The organism is Methylobacterium sp. V23 (assembly GCF_002917135.1).
GTDB lineage: Bacteria > Pseudomonadota > Alphaproteobacteria > Rhizobiales > Beijerinckiaceae > Methylobacterium.
On the sequence record NZ_PDHT01000030.1, the window covers coordinates 18,966 to 35,798 of the forward strand.

A 16,833-nucleotide genomic window follows, 5' to 3' on the forward strand; every position below is an offset into this window, starting at 1 on the left:
GGGGGTTTCGTATCGGGAGACGAGGAGGCACCCGGTCAGGGCGTCCCGGCCTCGGCGGTCTCGCGCGGAGAGGGGGCGGCGGCGACGGCAGGCTCGGGCACGGCCAGCGCCACCGGGCGGACCCGGTCGCCGTCGCGCAGGAAGCTGCCGGCGCGGGCCACTACGCGCTCGCCGTCGGCGAGTCCGGCGCGGATCTCGATGTCGTCGTCGTCGGACAGGCCGGTGCGGACCTCGCGGACCTCGACCACGTCGTCCGCGACCACGAGGACGGAGCTGCGCTTGCCCCCGCCGTAGAGCACGGACGCCTGCGGCACGGTCACGCCGCGGGTGCGGGCGAGCTCGACGGCGCCGCGCGCGAAGGTGCCGATGCGCAGGCGCAGGTCCGGTTCCAGGCGGATGCGGACCTTGCCGAGCCGCGTCGCCTTGTCGACCTCCGGGTAGACGGTGCGGACGCTACCGGGGATACGGGTGCCGTCGCCGAGGTCGATCCAGGCCGGGGCGTTGTCGCGGAGCTGCGGCAGCTTGGTCTCGATGACCTCGCCCTCGAGCTCGATCTCGCCCCGGGCGATCAGGCGGAACAGGGGCTCGGCCGAGGCGGAGGCGGCGAGGCCGACGCGGGCGCTGCGGCGGCTGACGATGCCGGCCTCCGACGCGCGGATCTCGGTGCGGGCCAGGCGCAGGTTCAGTTCCTCCAGGACGGCCCGGGCCTGGGCGAGGTCCGCCCGGGCGATGCGCAGGCCGTTGCGGGCGAAGGCGAGCTTGCCCTCGGCCTGACGCAGGCTGGCGGTGCGGCCCTCCATCACGGCCGCGGTTGCATTGCCGGTCTTCAGGAGCTGCTGGGCGCGTTCGAAGGCGAGGCGCGCCTCGGTCTCGGCGGCCTCCGCCTGCTCGATGCTGCTCTGGGCCTGGGGCACGGCGGCCTCGGCCTTCTCCACCAGGGCCGCCTGCTGGGCGAGCTGGCGGTCGATGAGGTCGCGCGAGAGGCGGGCGAGCACTTGGCCGCGGGCCACCCGGGCGCCTTCCTCCACCAGCACCTCGGTGACTCGGTAGCCCTCGATCTCGGGCGTCACCAGGATCTCGTCACGCGGGACCAGGGTACCGGTGACGACCACCGACTCGACGATCTCGCGCCGCTTGGCTTCGACCACGCTGATCGTCGGCACGAGGCCGGCCTTGATCGGCTGAGCGGAGGCGGCCGGCGGCTGGGCCGGGCCGGCGAGGGCTGCGGAGACGGGCAGCGCCCAGGCGAGCAGGGCGAGACCGAGGCGGGCGACGGTCATGGGCGGGGTTCCGTGACGGGAAGGGGGGCACGGCCGGCGAGTCCGGCCTCGATCAGGGCCTGGAGCTGCGCCACGGCGAGACTCGTGTCGAAATCGGGCAGGATGGCCCGGCTCAGGACGATCCCCTTCAGCTGGGGCGCGAGCAGGGCGTAGAGGGCGACGGGATCGCAGTCCGGCGCGGTGGCGAGGTCGGCGAAGGTCTCCTCGAACCAGGCCCGGGCCTCCGCCTCGGTCTCCGCCGTCAGGGCGGCGATGGCCGGATTGCGGGTGCCCTCGGACCAGATTTCCAGGCGCAGCACCGCCGCCTCCCGGGTCAGGGCGCCGAAATACTGCCCGAGCACGCCGAACAGCGCGCTGCGCCGGTCGCCCTCCTGCTGGAGACGCGTCACCAGCTGGGCGCCGCTGATCCGCTCGCGCTCGACGAGGCCGAGGACCAGCGCCTCCTTGGAGCGGAAGTAGTGGTAGAAATTGCCCGCCGTCATGCCGGCCTCGCGGGCGAGATCCTGCATCGTGGTGCGGTGGAACCCGTTGCGCACGAAGCAGGCGCGGGCGGCGTCGAGGATCTGTTCCCGGCGCGCGGTCTGGCTGGCGCGGGCGTCGATGAGGGTGCCGACCGGCGAGGCCATGGTCAGGAGACCCGTCCGTCCGCCGAGGGCGCGACCACCCGGCAGGCGGCGACCGAAGCGTCCGCATCGGCGCAGAGGCGGGCCTGCCAGCCCACCGCGCCGTTTCCGGTCCAGGCGATGAGCGAGGCCCAGCCGAGCACCAGCACGGCCCCGAGCAGAAGGTGCTCCGGTGTGACGAACGCCCGCGCCTTGCCCACCAGCGCCTGAAACGGAAAATCTTCGTGCGTCCGCTGCATCGCATCCTCCACCCGACCCCATCGTCGTATTGAATGTTCATTCATTGGTCAATGAGCGTTCATTCTGCGGGTGCGGCAGGACACGGTCATGCGGCCTCAGAGACACGAACGGCCTCGATTCTCGAGCCGCCGTGTCAACGTGAAGCAAGCCAGGGCCGGAACGGCGGAGCGCCGCACGGGTTCGAGCAGACCCCCGCGGAGGATCCCGCTCGGCCCGGTTCGGACAGAGGCGACGCGCAGGGATTGCCCGTGGCGCCTCGCCCGGCCCCGGCCGGACTCGTTCGCTCACCATCCGAGGTCGCCCGCGCCGTGCTGAAGCCTTTTCCCCGCGAGGGCGGTGCCGTCGCCCGCACCGACGGATTCCTCCCGATCGAGGGCTACGCCGCCATCGGCGAGGGTCGCTCGGTCGCGCTCTCGGGCGCCGACGGATCCATCGACTGGTGGTGCTGTCCCAGTCTCGATTCACCGCCGCTGTTCGACCGCCTGCTCAGCCCGGAGGAGGGCGGCTACTTCGCGATCACGCCGGAGGAGCCCTTCACCGCCGAGATCGGCTATCGCGACGGCAGCAACGTCCACGAGACCGTCTTCACCACGAAGACCGGGCGGGCGCGACTGACCGAGAGCCTGAACAGCGGCCCGGCTGGGCGCCTGCCCTGGGCGGAACTGGCTCGCCGGATCGAAGGCCTGGAGGGGCACGTGCGCTTCCGGGTCTCTCTGGTCTTCGGCACGCGGGGCGACACGGCCGCGCCCTATCTCTCGGGCAACAGCAACGGCACCGCCTTCCACGTGGCCGGTATGATGGGCCTGTTCCGCACCAGCGACGGCATCCGGATCGAGACGGAGAACGACCATGCCATCTCGGGCTTCGTCGAGGTGCGGGCGGGCCAGCGCGAGGTCGTCGCCATCGTGGCGGCCGAGAACCAGCCCCTGGTGGTGGCATCGATCGACGAGATCGACGGGCGCATCGACGTATCCTGTCAGGAATGGCGCGACTGGACCGAGCGTCTCGCCTATCGGGGTCGCTATGCCGAGCAGGTCGAGCGCAGCGCCCTGGCGCTGAAGCTGCTGCTCTACTCGCCCACCGGCGCCATCGCGGCGGCGGCCACGAGCTCCCTGCCCGAGGGCATCGGCGGCTCCAAGAACTACGATTATCGCTACGCCTGGATCCGCGATGCCGGCTACGTCATCAAGGCTTTCCTGCGTTTGGGCGCCCAGGCCGAGGCCAACGCGGCCCTGTCCTGGCTGATGCGCCACATCGGCGAGCACGGGGCGCAGGTGCTCTACACCCTCGACGGCGGCTGCGTACCCGGCGAGCGGGACATCGACCTGCCGGGCTATCGTGGCTCGCGCCCTGTGCGCACCGGCAACGCCGCCACGAGCCAGCACCAGCACGGTATCTACGGCGACATCTTCGAGACCGCCGAGCGCTTCGTCGCCGACGGGAACATGCTCGACCTGCGCACCGGGGCGCTGCTCGCCCAGCTCGCCGACCAATGCGCCGAATCCTGGAAGCTCAAGGATGCGGGCATCTGGGAGTTGCCGGAGGCCGAACACTACACCGGCTCCAAGATCAGCTGCTGGCAGGCATTGGCCCGGGCGGTGGAACTCGCGGATGGCGGCCACCTGCCGGGCAATTGCCGCGAGCGCTGGGCCCGGGCCCGCGACCGCGTGGCGGAGTGGATCGACGGGAACTGCTGGTCGGAGGCGCAGCAATCCTACGTCATGTATCCGGGCACGGAGAAGCTCGACGCCTCGATGGCGCTGGCCGTGCGCTTCCGCTTCGGCAATCCCGAGCGGCTCGCAGCCACCTGCCGGGCCATCGACCGGGAACTCGGACGCGGCCCCTACCACTACCGCTACACCGGCGCCGAGGTGGAGGAGGGCTGCTTCCTGGCCTGCACCTTCTGGCTCGTCGAGGCCAAGGCCCTGCTCGGGGAGACGGCGGAGGCGCAAGCAGAGTTCGAGGCCCTGGTGAAGGCCCTCGACAGGAATTCCGGCACCTACTCGGAGATGGCCGACCCCAACAGCGGCACCTATCTCGGCAACCTGCCCCAGGGCCTGACCCACCTCGCCCTCATCCAGGCTGCCGCCACCCTGTCGGGCCTCAGCCTGTGAGGCTGCGGCATTCGGCGGGAGCATTGGTCGCAGATCCGACCCCCATCCTGCCGCGTTGCCGGGGACCACGACAGGAGACGGCAGCATGGCCAAGACCACGGATAAGACCACGGACGTGACGACCTACACCCTCAAGCAGGCCCTGGCCGCCCGCGTCGACGATCACGTAAAGATCGCGGTCGAGGCTGAGGACGGCACCCGGTTCAAGATCCGGGCGACCGCAGACCAGCTCGACGCCCTCACGGGCGACCTCGAGACCATTTTCGAGGCAGACGACGCGGACGCCTGATGGTCCCGGGGCCCGCCGCCAGGCGGGCCCTTTCTCTCGAAGACAGCCCTGGAAGGCCGAGACGCCGATGACCACCGATCCCCGTGACGCCGGCCCGCGGCCGCCCTTTCCCGGCGACCAGCAGCAGGAGCGGCCGGGCCTGACCTCGCGGATGCGTCCGGCTCCCGACCACGGCGAGACGAGCTACGTCGGAAAGGGCCTCCTGACCGACCGGGTCGCCCTGGTGACCGGCGGCGATTCCGGCATCGGCCGGGCCGTGGCCATCGCGTATGCCCGCGAGGGCGCCGACGTGGCGATCGCTTACCTGCCGGTCGAACAGTCCGATGCCGAGGACACCGCCGAATGGGTGCGCAGGGCGGGCCGGCGCGTCCTGCTCCTGCCCGGCGACCTCCGGGACACGGCCTATTGCCGCGACCTCGTCGCCCGCACCGTCGCCGAGCTCGGCGGCCTCGACATCCTCGTGAACAACGCCGCCGCGCAGGTGGTCAACGAGGACCTCGACGACGTGACGCCGGAGGATCTCGAGGGATCGTTCCGCGCGAACGTCTTCGCGATGCTCTACCTCGCCCAGGCCGCCGTGCCGCACATGAAGCCGGGCTCGGCCATCGTGAACTCCACGAGCCAGCAGGCCAAGGTCGCCGACAGGACCATGCTGGTCTACGCCGCGACCAAGGGCGCCATCGCGAGCCTGACTATCGGCCTGTCCAACCTGCTGGCGCCCAAGGGCATCCGGGTGAATTGCGTCGCTCCGGGCCCGGTCTGGACCCCGATTCAGCCCATCGTGAAGAGCCCCGAGCAGATCGCGTCCCTCGGTGCCGACACGCCCCTCGGCCGTGCCGGTCAACCGGCCGAACTCGCCCCCGCTTACGTGCTCCTCGCCTCGCGCGAGGGCAGCTACATGACGGGCGCGCTGGTGCCGGTGACGGGCGGTACGCCGATGTATTGATGAACCCGACGCCCGTGGCCGCGGCGGTGGCCTCGCACCATCGCCGCCGAGGCATGCCGATTGCTTAGCGCTCCTCCTTCAGGAACGCCTCGGCGCTGCGCAGGCTCAGGGCCATGATGGTCAGCGCGGGGTTGGCGGCGAGCGAGCTCGGGAAGGTGGAGCCGTCGCAGACCCAGAGGTTGGGGATCTCGAACGTGCGGCCGAAGGGATCCACGACCGCCGTGTCGCCGTCCCGGCCCATGCGGCAGGTGCCGATGGTATGCGCGACGCGCTCCAGGGTCCAGAGGTCCGTCGCCCCCGCCGCCTCCCAGACACGGTTCAGGAAGCGGATCGCATGGGCGTTGAGCCGCTCCTCGTTCCGGCTGTAGCCGAAGCTGATCGCGGCCTTGCGCATACCCAGCGCATCGACCTCGTCGGACAGGGTCAGCACGTTGGCGTCGCAGGGCAGCGTCTCGCCGTTGATGCCGATGCCGGCCATGTGATTGTAGCGGGCGAGCTGGTCGGCCAGCGCCCGTCCCCAGAGCTTGCGGCCCCGCGCCACGGAATTGGCGAAGGTGAGGGGCACGACGCCAAGGCTCTGCACGAGGTAACCGCCAGCGAAGTCCGCGTCGGCCGGGCGGATCATGTCCTCGGTGATGAGCGAGGACGGATAGCCCTTGTTCATCCGCATCTCGGGCTCGAAGGTGCCCCAGACCTGGGTGGCGACGTGGCCCATGTAGTTGCGCCCGACCTGTCCGCTGCCATTGGCCAAGGCGAGATGCAGCAGGAGGCGCGCGGATTCCACCGAGCCGGCGCAGAGGAAGACGTTGCGACAGGGCTGACGATGGTCGACGCCGCCCTGGCGGTAGATCACCGCCGTCACCCGGCCGTCCTTGGCGCGCTCGATGCCGTGGACCCGCGCCTCGGCCCGGATCTCGGCGCCGTGATGGACGGCGAGCGGCAGGTAGGTCACGTCCATGCTGGTTTTCGCGCCGGTGCGGCAGCCCTGGTGGCAGTAGCCGCAATTGATGCAGCCGGGCCGGGTCGGGCCGTGCTCCTGTGCGAAGGCGCGCGAAACCACGGCCGCCGGCGCATCGGCGTAGCGCACACCGAGGGCCGTACAGGCGCTCGCCATGGCCTGGGCCGGGGCGTTGCGGGCGACGGGGCTGAGCGGATAGGCACGCGACGCGTCCCACGGATAGGCGGCGGGGCCGGAGACGCCGATGAAGGCCTCGACGCGCTCGTAGAACGGCAGCAGCTCGGCGTAGTCCAGGGGCCAGTCGACGCCCTCGCCGGTCTCGGTCTGGAGGCGCAGGTCGCGGGCGTCGGCCCGAGGCGTGAAGGCGCCCCAGTGCAGGGTTGAGCCACCGACGCCGGTGCCGCTGTTGTTGCCGCCGAAGGCCTCGGGCGTCGAGCCGCCGCTGATCCGCTCCTCGGTCCAGTAGATCTCGTCGGCCAGGGTCTCGTCGAAGGCGAATCCCTTCGGGTCGAAGTTCGGCCCCGCTTCCAGGGCCACGCAGGAGAGGCCGGCCTGGGCGAGGCGCGCCAGCAGGGGCGCGCCGCCGGCGCCGGTGCCGATCACCACCGCATCGACGGTCTCGGAGGTTGCGTGGCGACGCATCGCATCGAGATTCATCGGACGGTCTCCAGGGGGGCGTTCGGTTCCCAGGCCTCGCGCTGGCCGATGCCGACCTCGTGGAAGCCGGGCAGGGGTTCGGTGTCGCCGCCGGCGCCGATGCCGCTGAAGTTCATGCGGGCCAGGGCGACGGGGTGGGCGAGATAGGTGCGGGCCACGTCCGCGCGCAGGTCCTCGAACCAGCAGCCCATCTGCTCCGCGTCGAGGTCACCGGAGACCGCACCGGCCTCCAGGCTTCCCAGCAGCGCGTCCTGCGCCTCGGCCTCGAGGGCAACGAAGGGCGCGCCGTGGGCGGCGCGGGCGGCAGCGTCCAGGGTCTTCAGGGCGCGTCGGTAGGCCTCCGGATCAGGGGGGAGCCGGGCGAAGCGCCAGCCATCCCCCGCTCCGCTCGCCAGCCGCGCATCGATGCGGGCGGCAAAGTCGATGGTCCCGCCGCTCTCCTGCGGCAGCACCCGGGCGCAGGCGGCCCGCAGGATGGCGAGGCCGACCGGATCGAGGGCTCGAGGCTGGTAGGCCGGGTCGTCGGGCTCTGCACGCTGCCGCAGGGCCGCGCGCAGGCGGGCATTGACCCGATCGGATCGGATCAGGGCCGCGTAGGCGTCCGGGAGCGCGGGCGCCTCGGCTGTGGCTGAGACCGCTCCGGCCGCAAGGCTCCGCACCGCCTCGGCCGCCGCCTCCGGGCGCTCCAGGGGGATGAGGTGCCCCGTCTCCGCCAGGGACACGAGGCGGTGATGGGCGAGATGCGGCGCCGTCAGGGCGGCCTGGGCCGCCGGGCCGAGATCGGCATCCTCAGCCCCCGCCAGGAGGACCGCCGGGCTGCGCAGCACGCCGATGCGTGCGCACCAGTCTTCGCGGCTGCCGCCGGTCAGCCAGCGTTTCCAGGCGTCGGGGCTGGCACGCAGGACATCCGCCACCGTCCGTGCCATCCGGTCCGGGTCGAGGGGCCGGGCGATGTTCGCGGCAACGAAGGCCTCGGCCTCCCGCTGCCGGGTTTCGGGATCGGCATCGATCCAGGCGATCATGGCGGCGCGCCTGTCCTCGCCCATGGGCTCGGGGGAGGGCGGCGACCCCGCCATGAGCACGAGGCCGGTCAGACCGTCGAGACCCGGCGCACCATCCTCCGCCTGGCGAGCGACCACCAGGGCGACCTTGGCGCCCATGCTGTTGCCGGCCAGCATCCACCGGCCCGGCGCGTCTGCGCGGATCCGGGCGGCCACGCCGTCCGCCATGGCGGCCACATCCCGGCCTGAACCGGCGCCGTCCGCGCCGAAGCCCGGGAGGTCGAGGGCGACGCAGGACACCGCGTCCGCGAGGTGTTGCGCGACCGTCTCGAAAGTCCCGGCACTGCCGCCGAGATAGTGGAGGCAATATAAGACCGGCTGGTCGGATGATTTGATAGTCATTGCCGGGAAAGAGCGCGCGGCGGCGTCCGTTCAAGTCATCGGGGACGCGGCGTTCGGCAGCAGCCCGGCCACGGAACGAACGCCCGCAGCGGTTGCACGTCCGTCAGCGGGTCGCGGAGGCCTGCAGAACCGCGAAGACGCGCAGGCTCGCTTCCAGATCGGCGGTACTGACCTCGGCGAAGACTTCGGCGCGCAGGCGGGCGAGATCGGCCTCCATATGGGCGACCACGGCCGTGCCGGCCGGCGTCAGGCTGAGCACCTTGGCCCGGCGGTCCGTGGGATCTTCGCGGCGGACCGCGAGGCCGGCTTCGCAGAGCTGGTCGAGGAGACGCACCAACGACGGTCCCTCGATGCCGACGGCCTCGGCCAGGGCGTTCTGCCGCGGCACACCGTCGAGACGGGCGATCATGATCAGCGGCACGGCGGTTGCGTCCGAGAGGCCGTGCGCCTCCATCACGGCGTTGGCGGCGCGGCGCCAGTGGCGCCCCGTCAGCAGCAGGGTGTGCGTGTAGGCGAGGCGGAGCTGGTCCAGGCTGCGGGAGGGCGGCGGATTGACCGGCGCCGGCTCCGCGGACGGTTTTGGAGGCGACACGCACCAGGCTCCTGTGACACCGACCGGTGGATGATCCGATTCTCTTTTCGTTTGCGTATTATTAGGATGCAAGCCGTTTGATCGCAAGCGGACATCGTCGTATCAGGACACCAGCCCACGTCTCGTCGTCCGGATGCGCCCGGCGGCCCGCGCCGTGGCGGGCGCTGCACCGGCCCTTGATTGATCCGACGAGACGTAAGTAAGGACTGACGATGAGCGCCCCCGACGACCTCTCCTTCACCACGCAGCCGCATGCCTCGCCCGTCTCACCGGAGCGCCGGGCCGAGCTCCTCGTCGATCCCGGCTTCGGGCGGGTGTTCACCGACCACATGGTGACGATCCGCTACGTCGAGGGACGCGGCTGGCACGATGCCCGCGTCGAGGCGCGCGCGCCGATCGCCCTCGATCCGGCGGCGGCGGTGCTGCACTACGCCCAGGAGATCTTCGAGGGGCTGAAGGCCTACCGCACGGCCGATGGCGGTGCCGCCCTGTTCCGGCCGGAGGCCAACGCCCTGCGCTTCCGTCGCTCGGCCGAGCGCCTGGCGATGCCGCCGCTCCCCGACGCCGCCTTCGTCGAATCGGTCAAGCAACTCGTCAGCGCCGACCGCGACTGGATTCCGTCGAGCGAGGGCGGCAGCCTGTACCTGCGCCCCTTCATGATCGCCAGCGAGGTGTTCCTCGGGGTCAAGCCGTCCTCCGAATACCTCTACCTCGTCATCGCCTCGGCAGTGGGCGCCTACTTCAAGGGCGGCTCCGAGACCGTGACGGTCTGGGTCTCGCGGGACCAGACCCGCGCGGCGCCCGGCGGCACCGGTGCGGCCAAGTGCGGCGGCAACTACGCCGCCAGCCTGCGCGCCCAGGCGGCGGCCGTGGAGCATGGCTGCGCCCAGGTGGTCTTCCTCGACGCGATCGAGCGCCGCTGGGTCGAGGAACTCGGTGGCATGAACATCTTCTTCGTCTTCGACGACGGCTCGATGGTCACCCCGCCCCTGAGCGACACCATCCTGTCGGGCATCACCCGCGACTCGATCCTGACCCTGGCCCGGGCGGACGGCATCTCGGTCGCCGAGCGGCCCTATTCCATCGACGACTGGAAGGCGGACGCCGCCAGCGGACGCCTGCGCGAGGTCTTCGCCTGCGGCACCGCCGCGGTCATCACGCCGGTCGGGACCGTGCGCAGCGCCGACGGGGAGTTCTCGGTCTCCGACAACGTCGCCGGGCCGGTGACGAAGCGCCTGCGCACGGCCCTCGTGGACATCCAGCGCGGCAACGCCCCCGATTCCCACGGCTGGGTCACGCGGGTGTATTGAGCGGTCGTCGCCCGGCTCAGGCGAGCCAGGGCCGGGCCGCGAGGTGCCGGGCCTGGAACGCCCGGATCGCCTCCGCGTGGTCGAGGGTGGCCCCGATCGCGTCGAGGCCCCGGACGAGGTGATCCTTGCGCCGGGCCGGGATGTCGAAGCGCTGCACCGCGCCGTCCGCGGTGGCGATGGTCTGGGCCGGCAGGTCGATCGTCATGCGATTGCGGGCGGGGTCGGCCGCCAGGGCCGCCAGGTCCGCGACAGGCTCGGGCGACAGCTCGATCAGCAGCAGACCGTTATTGGCGGCGTTGTCGGCGAAGATGCCGGCGAAGCTGGTGCCGATGACCGCGCGGATGCCACCCTGGAGCAGGCCCCAGACCGCATGCTCGCGCGACGAGCCGCAGCCGAAATTCGGGCCGACCACGAGGATGCACGCCCCCTGCCAGGCGGGTCGGTTGAGGACGAAGTCCGGGCGCGGCTGGCCGGGGCCGACGTAGCGCAGGTCGTGGAAGGTGGCCGCGCCCAGGCCGGCGCGGTCGATCCCCTTCAGGAACTGCTTGGGCATGATGACGTCGGTATCGATGTTGGCTCCGGGCAGGCCGGCGGCCGGACCCGCGACGATCGTGAACGGCTGCATGGTCAGGTCTCCGGCGCGAGGCGGCGGCTGTCGGTGAGGTGGCCCGCGATGGCCGCGGCTGCCACCATGGCGGGGCTCATCAGGTGGGTGCGCCCGCCCGCGCCCTGGCGGCCCTCGAAGTTGCGGTTGGTGCTGGAGGCGCAGCGCTCGCCCGGCGCCAGCACGTCGTCGTTCATGGCCAGGCACATCGAGCAGCCGGATTGGCGCCACTCGAAGCCGGCATCGCGGAAGACCCGGTCGAGCCCCTCGGCCTCGGCGGCCCGGCGCACGCTGGAGGAGCCTGGCACCACCATGGCCTGGACCCCGTGTGCGACCCGCCGGCCGCGCACGAGGGCGGCGGCCTCGCGCAGGTCGGAGAGCCGGGCGTTGGTGCAGGAGCCGATGAACGCGCGCTGGATCGGGATGGCCGCGAGGGGCGTGCCCGGCGCCAGGTCCATGTAGGCCAATGCCCGGACCATGTCCCGCCGCCGGGCCGGATCGGGCTCGGCCGCCGGATCGGGCACACAGCCGTTGACCGGGCCGGCCTGGTCCGGGCTGGTCCCCCAGGTGACCATCGGCTCGATCGCGGACGCGTCGAGGGCGACCTCGCGGTCGAACACGGCCCCGTCGTCGCTGCGCAGGGTCCGCCAATGGGCCGCGGCGGCCTCCCAGAGGGCGCCCTTCGGCGCGCGGGGCTTGTCCACCAAGTAGTCCAGCACGGTCTGATCGGGGGCCATGACGACGCCGCGGGCGCCACACTCCACGGCCATGTTGCAGATCGTCATGCGCCCCTCGACGGACAGGGCTGCGACGGCGGGGCCGGCGAACTCGACGGCGTAGCCCGTCGCCCCGTCGGCGCCGATCCGGCGGATCAGGGCCATGACCACGTCCTTGGCGGTGACACCCGGCGCCAAGGCGCCCGAGACCGTGACCCGCAGGGTCTTCATCCGCCGGTACACCAGGGTCTGGGTGGCGAGGTAGTGCTCGATGTCCGAGGTGCCGATGCCGAAGCCAAGGGCGCCCAGCGCCCCGTAGGTGGTGGTGTGGCTGTCGCCTGCCGCCACGATCATGCCCGGCAGGACGAAGCCTTGCTCGGGGGCGACCACGTGCTCGATGCCCTGGAGGGGGTGCAGCACGTCGAGGAGTTCGATCCCGAAATCCCGGCAGTTCTCGTCGAAATACGCGACCTGCCGCGCTCCGCCCGGATCGGGCATGGCGGCGACGCGCTGGGCCGCCGTGGGATTGACGTGATCGACCACCGCCAGGGCGGCCTCCGGTCGCCAGACCCGACGCCCGGCGGTGCGCAGGCCGCTGAAGGCCTGCGGGCTGGTGTACTCGTTGAGCACGGTGCGATCGACGTAGAGCAGGACGCTGGCCCCGGGGCCCTCGGCCGCGTCGAGGCGGCGCACGGTGTGGGCGTCCACCAGCTTGTCGTAGAGGGTGCGGGCCTGCATCGATCGGCTCTCTGGCTCAGGCGGGATTTGGGCGTGGGACTTGGGCGTGGGACTTGGGCGTGGGACTTGGGCTCAAGTGGGACTGAACCCGATCCGGCCCTGCGAGGCCAATGCCGATGCGGCATCGGGTGATGCCGGGCTCCCCGGCCGGTTGACCCTGGGGCGGCCCGCTCGCAATCTGCCACCTTCGACGATCCCCGACCTCTCGAGAGCACCGACGCGATGGACTCCGCCTGGCTGGAGGATTTCCTGGCCCTGGTCGACGGCGGCCACTTCTCCCGGGCCGCCGAGCAGCGCGGCATCACCCAGCCGGCCTTCAGCCGCCGGGTCCGGGCCCTGGAAGACTGGGTCGGCGGCCCGCTCTTCGACCGCGAGAGCCAGCCCGTGACCCTGACCCCCGCGGGCATCCGCTTCCGCCCGGTGGCGGAGGAGGCCCTGCGCCGGCTCTACCAGGGACGCGAGGCCGCCCGCGAGGCCGGACGCGCCGCCGCCGAGACCCTGCGCTTCGCCTCGACCCAGGCCCTGTCGCTGACCTTCTTCCCGCGCTGGCTGCAGGCCCTTGAGGCGCGCGAATCGTTCAGCGCCACCGTCCATCTGACGGCGGCGCACATGGCCGCCTGCGAGCAGGTGATGCTGCGCGGCGAGGCGCAGTTCCTGCTCTGCCACCACCACCCGGCGGCAGCGAGCTTCCTGATGTCGGATCAGTTCCACAACCTGCCGGTCGGCGCGGACCGGCTGCTGCCCGTGAGCGCGCCGGAGGCCGGAGGAACGGCGCCGCTGTTCTCCCTGTCGGCGCCCTCGGACACCCCGGTTCCCCTCCTGAGCTTCAGCGGTGAATCCGGGATCGGGCGCATCCTCGCCGCCACCCGGGCGGTCGAGGAGAGCGGCGCGCGGCTCAGCCCGAGCTTCACCTCGCATCTCGCCTCGGTGCTGGTGGCCATGGCCCGGGCGGGCCGGGGTCTCGCCTGGGCGCCGATGAGCCTGGTGGCCGACGACCTCGCCCGCGGCACCCTGGTACGGGCGGCGCCGGCGGAGCGGGACGTCGCCATCGAGATCCGGCTCTACCGGGCTCGAGCCCGCCAGAGCCCGTCGGCCGAGCGCCTCTGGGCGGCGTTGGCGCGCGGGCCCGGCCCGGCCGAGGGGACGGTGTGAGGGATCAGGGCAGCGCGGCGCGCTTGCGCAGGATCATGTCGCCCCGGAACAGGAACTTCTGGGCACGCTTGCCGGTGTCGACCTCGGTGGTGAAGACGTTGCCGTGGCTGTCCACCGCGAGGTTGTGGACCCAGTGGAAGTCGCCCGCCATCCGGCCGTTGCGGCCGAAGGCGCCGAGCACCTCGCCGGTCTCGCGGCTCAGGGTGCGGACCTCGTTGTTGGCCCCGTCCGCGTTGAGGAGATAGCTCTGCTCGGCGTCGGGCCAGAGCGCCAGTTCCCAGACGGAGCCGTTGGCCCGGGTGTTCTTCTCGACGAAGAACTCCTTCACGAAGGTGCCGTCGCGGTGGAAGACCTGGACCCGGTCATTGGTGCGGTCGCAGACGTAGACAAGACCGTCGCGGGCAATCTGCACGCAGTGGACGGGATTGCGGAACTGCTGGGCCGGGGCCGCCGCCGGGTCGTAGGCCGGCAGGGCCTCGTCCGTGGGCGGCTTGCCGTAGGCACCCCACATCCGCTTGAACGCCCCCGTCTCGGCATCGAACACGATGACCCGGTGGTTGAAGTAGCCGTCGGCGACGTAGAGCTCGTTGGTCTCGGGATCGACCTGCATCGCGGCCGGCTTGCCGAGCCGGGTGGTGTCGAGGCTGTTGGTCTGCGGGCCCTGCTTGCCGATCTGCAGGACGAACTTGCCCTCGGCCGTGAACTTGAGGATCTGCCCGTCGGTGTCGCCGTTTCCGGCGAGCCAGACGAAGCCCTTGTGATCGATGTGGATGCCGTGCTCGTTCTGCGGCCAGTCGTAGCCCTCGCCGGGACCGCCCCAGCTTCGGATCAGGGTGCCGGCCTGGTCGAACACCAGCACGGGGGGCGCGGGACGGCAGCACTTGGTACGCGGCGGCGACAGGCTCGCGGCCTTCTCGTCGTCGGTGAGGGTGCGCGGGCGCTGCACCACCCAGATGTTGTCCTGCCCATCGACGGCGACGCCCGAGGCCTGCCCCATGATCCACTGGTTGGGCAGCGGTTTCGGCCAGGCCGGATCGACCTGGAAGGTCAGTGGATCCGCATATGCCACAGTCGCCCACGCGACCGCGAGCGCGGCCAGACCAAGCCGAAGCCTCATGCTTTCCTCCCGATGTCGTCCGGCCTTGGCGACCGGCTCTTGATGATCGGTTCTTGAACACAGTATTCGCGCCTGGCGGGGAGGCGTCCAGTCGCGGCGGAGCGGAGGCGTGTCGCCGACCCGGATCTGTCACCCGGCCGGGGCGTCAGGCGCCCTCGCGGGACGGCCCCCGGAGGATCGCCTCCCAGAGGATTGCCGCCCGCTCCCAGGTCAGGGCTCGGCGCTGCAGGAGCGCGCCGGCGCTGAGCTCCGACCAGAGGTCGTCCTGGGTGGCGAGGCTCACGATGGCCTCGGCGAAGGCCGCATCCGTCCCGGCGATCCAGCCGTTCACGCCGTGCTGCACCCGCTCGGCGAGGGCGCCGATGCCGGCGGTCACCACCGGCAGCCCCATGGCCTGGGCCTCTGCCGCGGCGAGGCAGAAGGTCTCGTCGGGGGAGCCGGGGCAGACCATGGCCCGCGCAGTGCCGTAGAACGCCGCCAGGGCGGCGGCCCCACGGCGAGGATGGAACACCACCGGTCCGCGATCGTCGGGCGAGTCGGGCTGTTCGGATCCGAAGACGTGGAGCTTCGCGCCCGAGGCGATCAGGGGTGCGGCGCCGCGCCAGAGCCGCAGCATCCGGTCCAGGCCGCGCTGGGGCTGGGAGGCGTAGACGAAGTCCCGGCTCCGGCCCCGCGTCGGCTCGGGCGTCAGGAACACGGGCGAGACGCCGTGCGGGACGACGTGCCGGCGCCGGAAGGGATAGAGCGGCGACATGATCCGCGCCGCGAGGGTGCCGACGAAGACGGCCTCGGGCCGCAGGGACAGGAAAGGCAGGAGGTAGCCCTTCCGCACGGACTTCTCGACGTTCAGCGGATTGTGGACCCAGACGATGCCGCGCCGGCCCGGATGGGCGCGGAGCGGGCGGGGATCGTTGCTGGTGACCACCGCGTCGGCCTCGCAGCCCGCGGCCTCGCCGAGCGGGATGTTGCGGACCCCGTCCCGCTCGACCGTCCCGCTCCGGCGCGTGGCCAGGGTCACCGCCCAGCCCCGTCGGGCCAGGGCGCGGGACAGGGCGATGTTCGTGCTCTCGATCCCGCCGAGGCCGATCTCGGGCGGCGTGTCGAGGCCGAAGGCCACCGGCGTCGCGCAGATGAACAGGACCCGACGCATCGACATCTCCAGGGATCGCGTGTCCGGCCGGTCAGAGGCCGAGGCTCCGGGCCTGCTGGCCGAGCCAGGAGGCGGGCGGCGGGGGAGCGTCCCGGCCGATCGACCAGAGCTTGCCGCGCCAGGCATGCACCGAGACCGTCTCGGGCCCGATGAGCGCGCGGGCCGCCCGGTCGTCCGCCTCTGCCAGGAGGTGGGCATCGTCATCGCCGAGGGGATAGAACACCTCCCGCGCCTGGGCATGGCCCTCCAGGCGGAGCTTGCGCACGAAGTAGGTGAGGGCGCGCGGGCCGATCGCCAGGCGCTCCGGGCGGAACGGGATGCGCTTGCCGATCAGCAGTTCGAGGCGGCGCTTGACCCGGATGTGTCCGGTCGCCCAGGGCGCTCGGATCGGCACCGTCGAGATCGCGTCCCAGTAGTGGGTGACGAGCTCGGATTCCGGGGGAGCCGACAGGATCGCGTTGTTGAGGCGGCTCGCGTTCAGCCAGCCGAAGAGGTACGCGGCCGCGCCGGCGGGCGTCTCGAGGGGGCGCTGGAAAACGCAGTCGAGGTCCGACCAGATGCCCTTGCCGTCGCGGATCAGGCTCAGCCGCAGGTAGTCGGCGTAGAAGGCGAGGACCCCGCGGCTGCGATAGAGATCCGCCATGAAGTTCGGCCCGATCCCCTCGCGGGCATCGATCACCGTGCCGGGCAGGCCCTGGGCGCGCAGGGCGGCGACATCGTGCGCGTAGATGTGGAGCGGGTGCCCCGCCGCGACGATCGAGGCCGCGCTGAGCCGTTCGAGCCAGGTCACCGGCCCTTCCCAGTAGGTGACGATGGTCCTGGGTGGCGTTCGCTCGGGCGCAGCGGGCATGGCCGCGGATCGACTCATTCCCTCTCACGCCCCTCCGTCTCGCCGCCGCGCGGTCTCGGTTCCTGGGGGCTGCTCTATCGCGGCCCCTCCGACA

General features: G+C 71.9%; 16 protein-coding genes. 5 read left to right on the plus strand and 11 right to left on the minus strand.

Annotation, left to right across the window (positions count from 1 at the left end; all coding sequences use genetic code 11):
* Window positions 1-35 precede the first annotated feature (35 nt).
* Genes CRT23_RS21885 through CRT23_RS21895 form a run of 3 tightly spaced genes read right to left on the minus strand, consistent with a single transcriptional unit; the run spans window position 36 to window position 2,142 of the window.
* A complete protein-coding gene (locus tag CRT23_RS21885; RefSeq protein ID WP_103711784.1) occupies window positions 36-1,280 on the minus strand; it encodes an efflux RND transporter periplasmic adaptor subunit in 1,245 nt (414 codons plus the stop codon).
* Complete coding sequence (locus CRT23_RS21890) at window positions 1,277-1,906, minus strand: TetR/AcrR family transcriptional regulator (RefSeq protein WP_103711785.1); 630 nt, start codon at window positions 1,904-1,906, stop codon at window positions 1,277-1,279. Before CRT23_RS21890 ends, CRT23_RS21885 begins: the two co-directional genes overlap by 4 nt.
* Window positions 1,907-1,908: 2 nt before the next feature.
* A complete protein-coding gene (locus CRT23_RS21895) occupies window positions 1,909-2,142 on the minus strand; it encodes a hypothetical protein (RefSeq protein ID WP_146056458.1) in 234 nt (77 codons plus the stop codon).
* Window positions 2,143-2,391: 249 nt separating this feature from the next.
* Between CRT23_RS21895 and CRT23_RS21900 the strand changes: the two genes are divergently transcribed.
* The 3 genes from CRT23_RS21900 to CRT23_RS21910 all read left to right on the plus strand — a co-directional run bounded on the left by CRT23_RS21900 (window position 2,392) and on the right by CRT23_RS21910 (window position 5,492).
* Window positions 2,392-4,257, plus strand: a complete 1,866-nt coding sequence (locus tag CRT23_RS21900) for a glycoside hydrolase family 15 protein (RefSeq protein ID WP_245436472.1) — start codon at window positions 2,392-2,394, stop codon at window positions 4,255-4,257.
* Between the two features lie 85 nt (window positions 4,258-4,342).
* On the plus strand, window positions 4,343-4,546 hold the full coding sequence (locus CRT23_RS21905) for a hypothetical protein (protein WP_103711788.1): 204 nt from the start codon (window positions 4,343-4,345) through the stop codon (window positions 4,544-4,546).
* 67 nt (window positions 4,547-4,613) lie between these two features.
* Window positions 4,614-5,492, plus strand: coding sequence for an SDR family oxidoreductase (locus CRT23_RS21910; protein WP_103711789.1), 879 nt, complete (start codon window positions 4,614-4,616; stop codon window positions 5,490-5,492).
* Between the two features lie 64 nt (window positions 5,493-5,556).
* Here the strand turns inward: CRT23_RS21910 and CRT23_RS21915 are convergent, their stop codons facing one another.
* The 3 genes from CRT23_RS21915 to CRT23_RS21925 all read right to left on the minus strand — a co-directional run bounded on the left by CRT23_RS21915 (window position 5,557) and on the right by CRT23_RS21925 (window position 9,102).
* Window positions 5,557-7,107, minus strand: coding sequence for a GMC family oxidoreductase (locus tag CRT23_RS21915; protein WP_103711790.1), 1,551 nt, complete (start codon window positions 7,105-7,107; stop codon window positions 5,557-5,559).
* On the minus strand, window positions 7,104-8,510 hold the full coding sequence (locus CRT23_RS21920; RefSeq protein WP_103711791.1) for an alpha/beta fold hydrolase: 1,407 nt from the start codon (window positions 8,508-8,510) through the stop codon (window positions 7,104-7,106). Before CRT23_RS21920 ends, CRT23_RS21915 begins: the two co-directional genes overlap by 4 nt.
* A gap of 103 nt (window positions 8,511-8,613) precedes the next feature.
* Window positions 8,614-9,102, minus strand: coding sequence for a MarR family transcriptional regulator (locus tag CRT23_RS21925; RefSeq protein ID WP_245436473.1), 489 nt, complete (start codon window positions 9,100-9,102; stop codon window positions 8,614-8,616).
* Between the two features lie 212 nt (window positions 9,103-9,314).
* On the opposite strand from CRT23_RS21925, the gene CRT23_RS21930 reads away from it, so the two are divergent.
* Window positions 9,315-10,412, plus strand: coding sequence for a branched-chain amino acid aminotransferase (locus tag CRT23_RS21930; protein ID WP_103711792.1), 1,098 nt, complete (start codon window positions 9,315-9,317; stop codon window positions 10,410-10,412).
* 16 nt (window positions 10,413-10,428) lie between these two features.
* On the opposite strand, the gene leuD is transcribed toward CRT23_RS21930, so the two are convergent.
* Entirely contained in the window at window positions 10,429-11,037 is a 609-nt protein-coding gene (gene leuD, locus CRT23_RS21935; RefSeq protein WP_103711793.1) for a 3-isopropylmalate dehydratase small subunit, read from the minus strand.
* 2 nt (window positions 11,038-11,039) lie between these two features.
* A complete protein-coding gene (gene leuC, locus CRT23_RS21940; protein WP_103711794.1) occupies window positions 11,040-12,470 on the minus strand; it encodes a 3-isopropylmalate dehydratase large subunit in 1,431 nt (476 codons plus the stop codon).
* A 222-nt stretch (window positions 12,471-12,692) separates the two neighbouring features.
* On the opposite strand from leuC, the gene CRT23_RS21945 reads away from it, so the two are divergent.
* Window positions 12,693-13,622 carry a LysR family transcriptional regulator gene (locus CRT23_RS21945; protein ID WP_103711795.1) on the plus strand — a complete coding sequence of 310 codons (930 nt, stop codon included), beginning with the start codon at window positions 12,693-12,695 and terminating at the stop codon, window positions 13,620-13,622.
* A gap of 4 nt (window positions 13,623-13,626) precedes the next feature.
* Here the strand turns inward: CRT23_RS21945 and CRT23_RS21950 are convergent, their stop codons facing one another.
* The 3 genes from CRT23_RS21950 to CRT23_RS21960 form a co-directional block, all read right to left on the minus strand.
* Window positions 13,627-14,739 (minus strand): hypothetical protein, encoded by a 1,113-nt coding sequence (locus tag CRT23_RS21950; RefSeq protein WP_103711796.1) that lies wholly within the window; start codon window positions 14,737-14,739, stop codon window positions 13,627-13,629.
* A 145-nt stretch (window positions 14,740-14,884) separates the two neighbouring features.
* Complete coding sequence (locus CRT23_RS21955) at window positions 14,885-15,889, minus strand: glycosyltransferase family 4 protein (protein ID WP_146056459.1); 1,005 nt, start codon at window positions 15,887-15,889, stop codon at window positions 14,885-14,887.
* A 31-nt stretch (window positions 15,890-15,920) separates the two neighbouring features.
* Window positions 15,921-16,757, minus strand: a complete 837-nt coding sequence (locus tag CRT23_RS21960) for a hypothetical protein (protein ID WP_146056460.1) — start codon at window positions 16,755-16,757, stop codon at window positions 15,921-15,923.
* Between the last annotated feature and the right edge of the window lie 76 nt (window positions 16,758-16,833).

Bases quoted from the DNA above. Each gene is read 5' to 3' on its own strand.
- CRT23_RS21885 (WP_103711784.1), bottom strand. From the start codon at position 1,280: ATGACCGTCGCCCGCCTCGGTCTCGCCCTGCTCGCCTGGGCGCTGCCC.
- CRT23_RS21890 (WP_103711785.1), bottom strand. From the start codon at position 1,906: ATGGCCTCGCCGGTCGGCACCCTCATCGACGCCCGCGCCAGCCAGACC.
- CRT23_RS21895 (WP_146056458.1), bottom strand. From the start codon at position 2,142: ATGCAGCGGACGCACGAAGATTTTCCGTTTCAGGCGCTGGTGGGCAAG.
- CRT23_RS21905 (WP_103711788.1), top strand. From the start codon at position 4,343: ATGGCCAAGACCACGGATAAGACCACGGACGTGACGACCTACACCCTC.
- CRT23_RS21910 (WP_103711789.1), top strand. From the start codon at position 4,614: ATGACCACCGATCCCCGTGACGCCGGCCCGCGGCCGCCCTTTCCCGGC.
- CRT23_RS21915 (WP_103711790.1), bottom strand. From the start codon at position 7,107: ATGAATCTCGATGCGATGCGTCGCCACGCAACCTCCGAGACCGTCGAT.
- CRT23_RS21920 (WP_103711791.1), bottom strand. From the start codon at position 8,510: ATGACTATCAAATCATCCGACCAGCCGGTCTTATATTGCCTCCACTAT.
- CRT23_RS21930 (WP_103711792.1), top strand. From the start codon at position 9,315: ATGAGCGCCCCCGACGACCTCTCCTTCACCACGCAGCCGCATGCCTCG.
- leuD (WP_103711793.1), bottom strand. From the start codon at position 11,037: ATGCAGCCGTTCACGATCGTCGCGGGTCCGGCCGCCGGCCTGCCCGGA.
- leuC (WP_103711794.1), bottom strand. From the start codon at position 12,470: ATGCAGGCCCGCACCCTCTACGACAAGCTGGTGGACGCCCACACCGTG.
- CRT23_RS21945 (WP_103711795.1), top strand. From the start codon at position 12,693: ATGGACTCCGCCTGGCTGGAGGATTTCCTGGCCCTGGTCGACGGCGGC.
- CRT23_RS21950 (WP_103711796.1), bottom strand. From the start codon at position 14,739: ATGAGGCTTCGGCTTGGTCTGGCCGCGCTCGCGGTCGCGTGGGCGACT.
- CRT23_RS21955 (WP_146056459.1), bottom strand. From the start codon at position 15,889: ATGCGTCGGGTCCTGTTCATCTGCGCGACGCCGGTGGCCTTCGGCCTC.
- CRT23_RS21960 (WP_146056460.1), bottom strand. From the start codon at position 16,757: ATGAGTCGATCCGCGGCCATGCCCGCTGCGCCCGAGCGAACGCCACCC.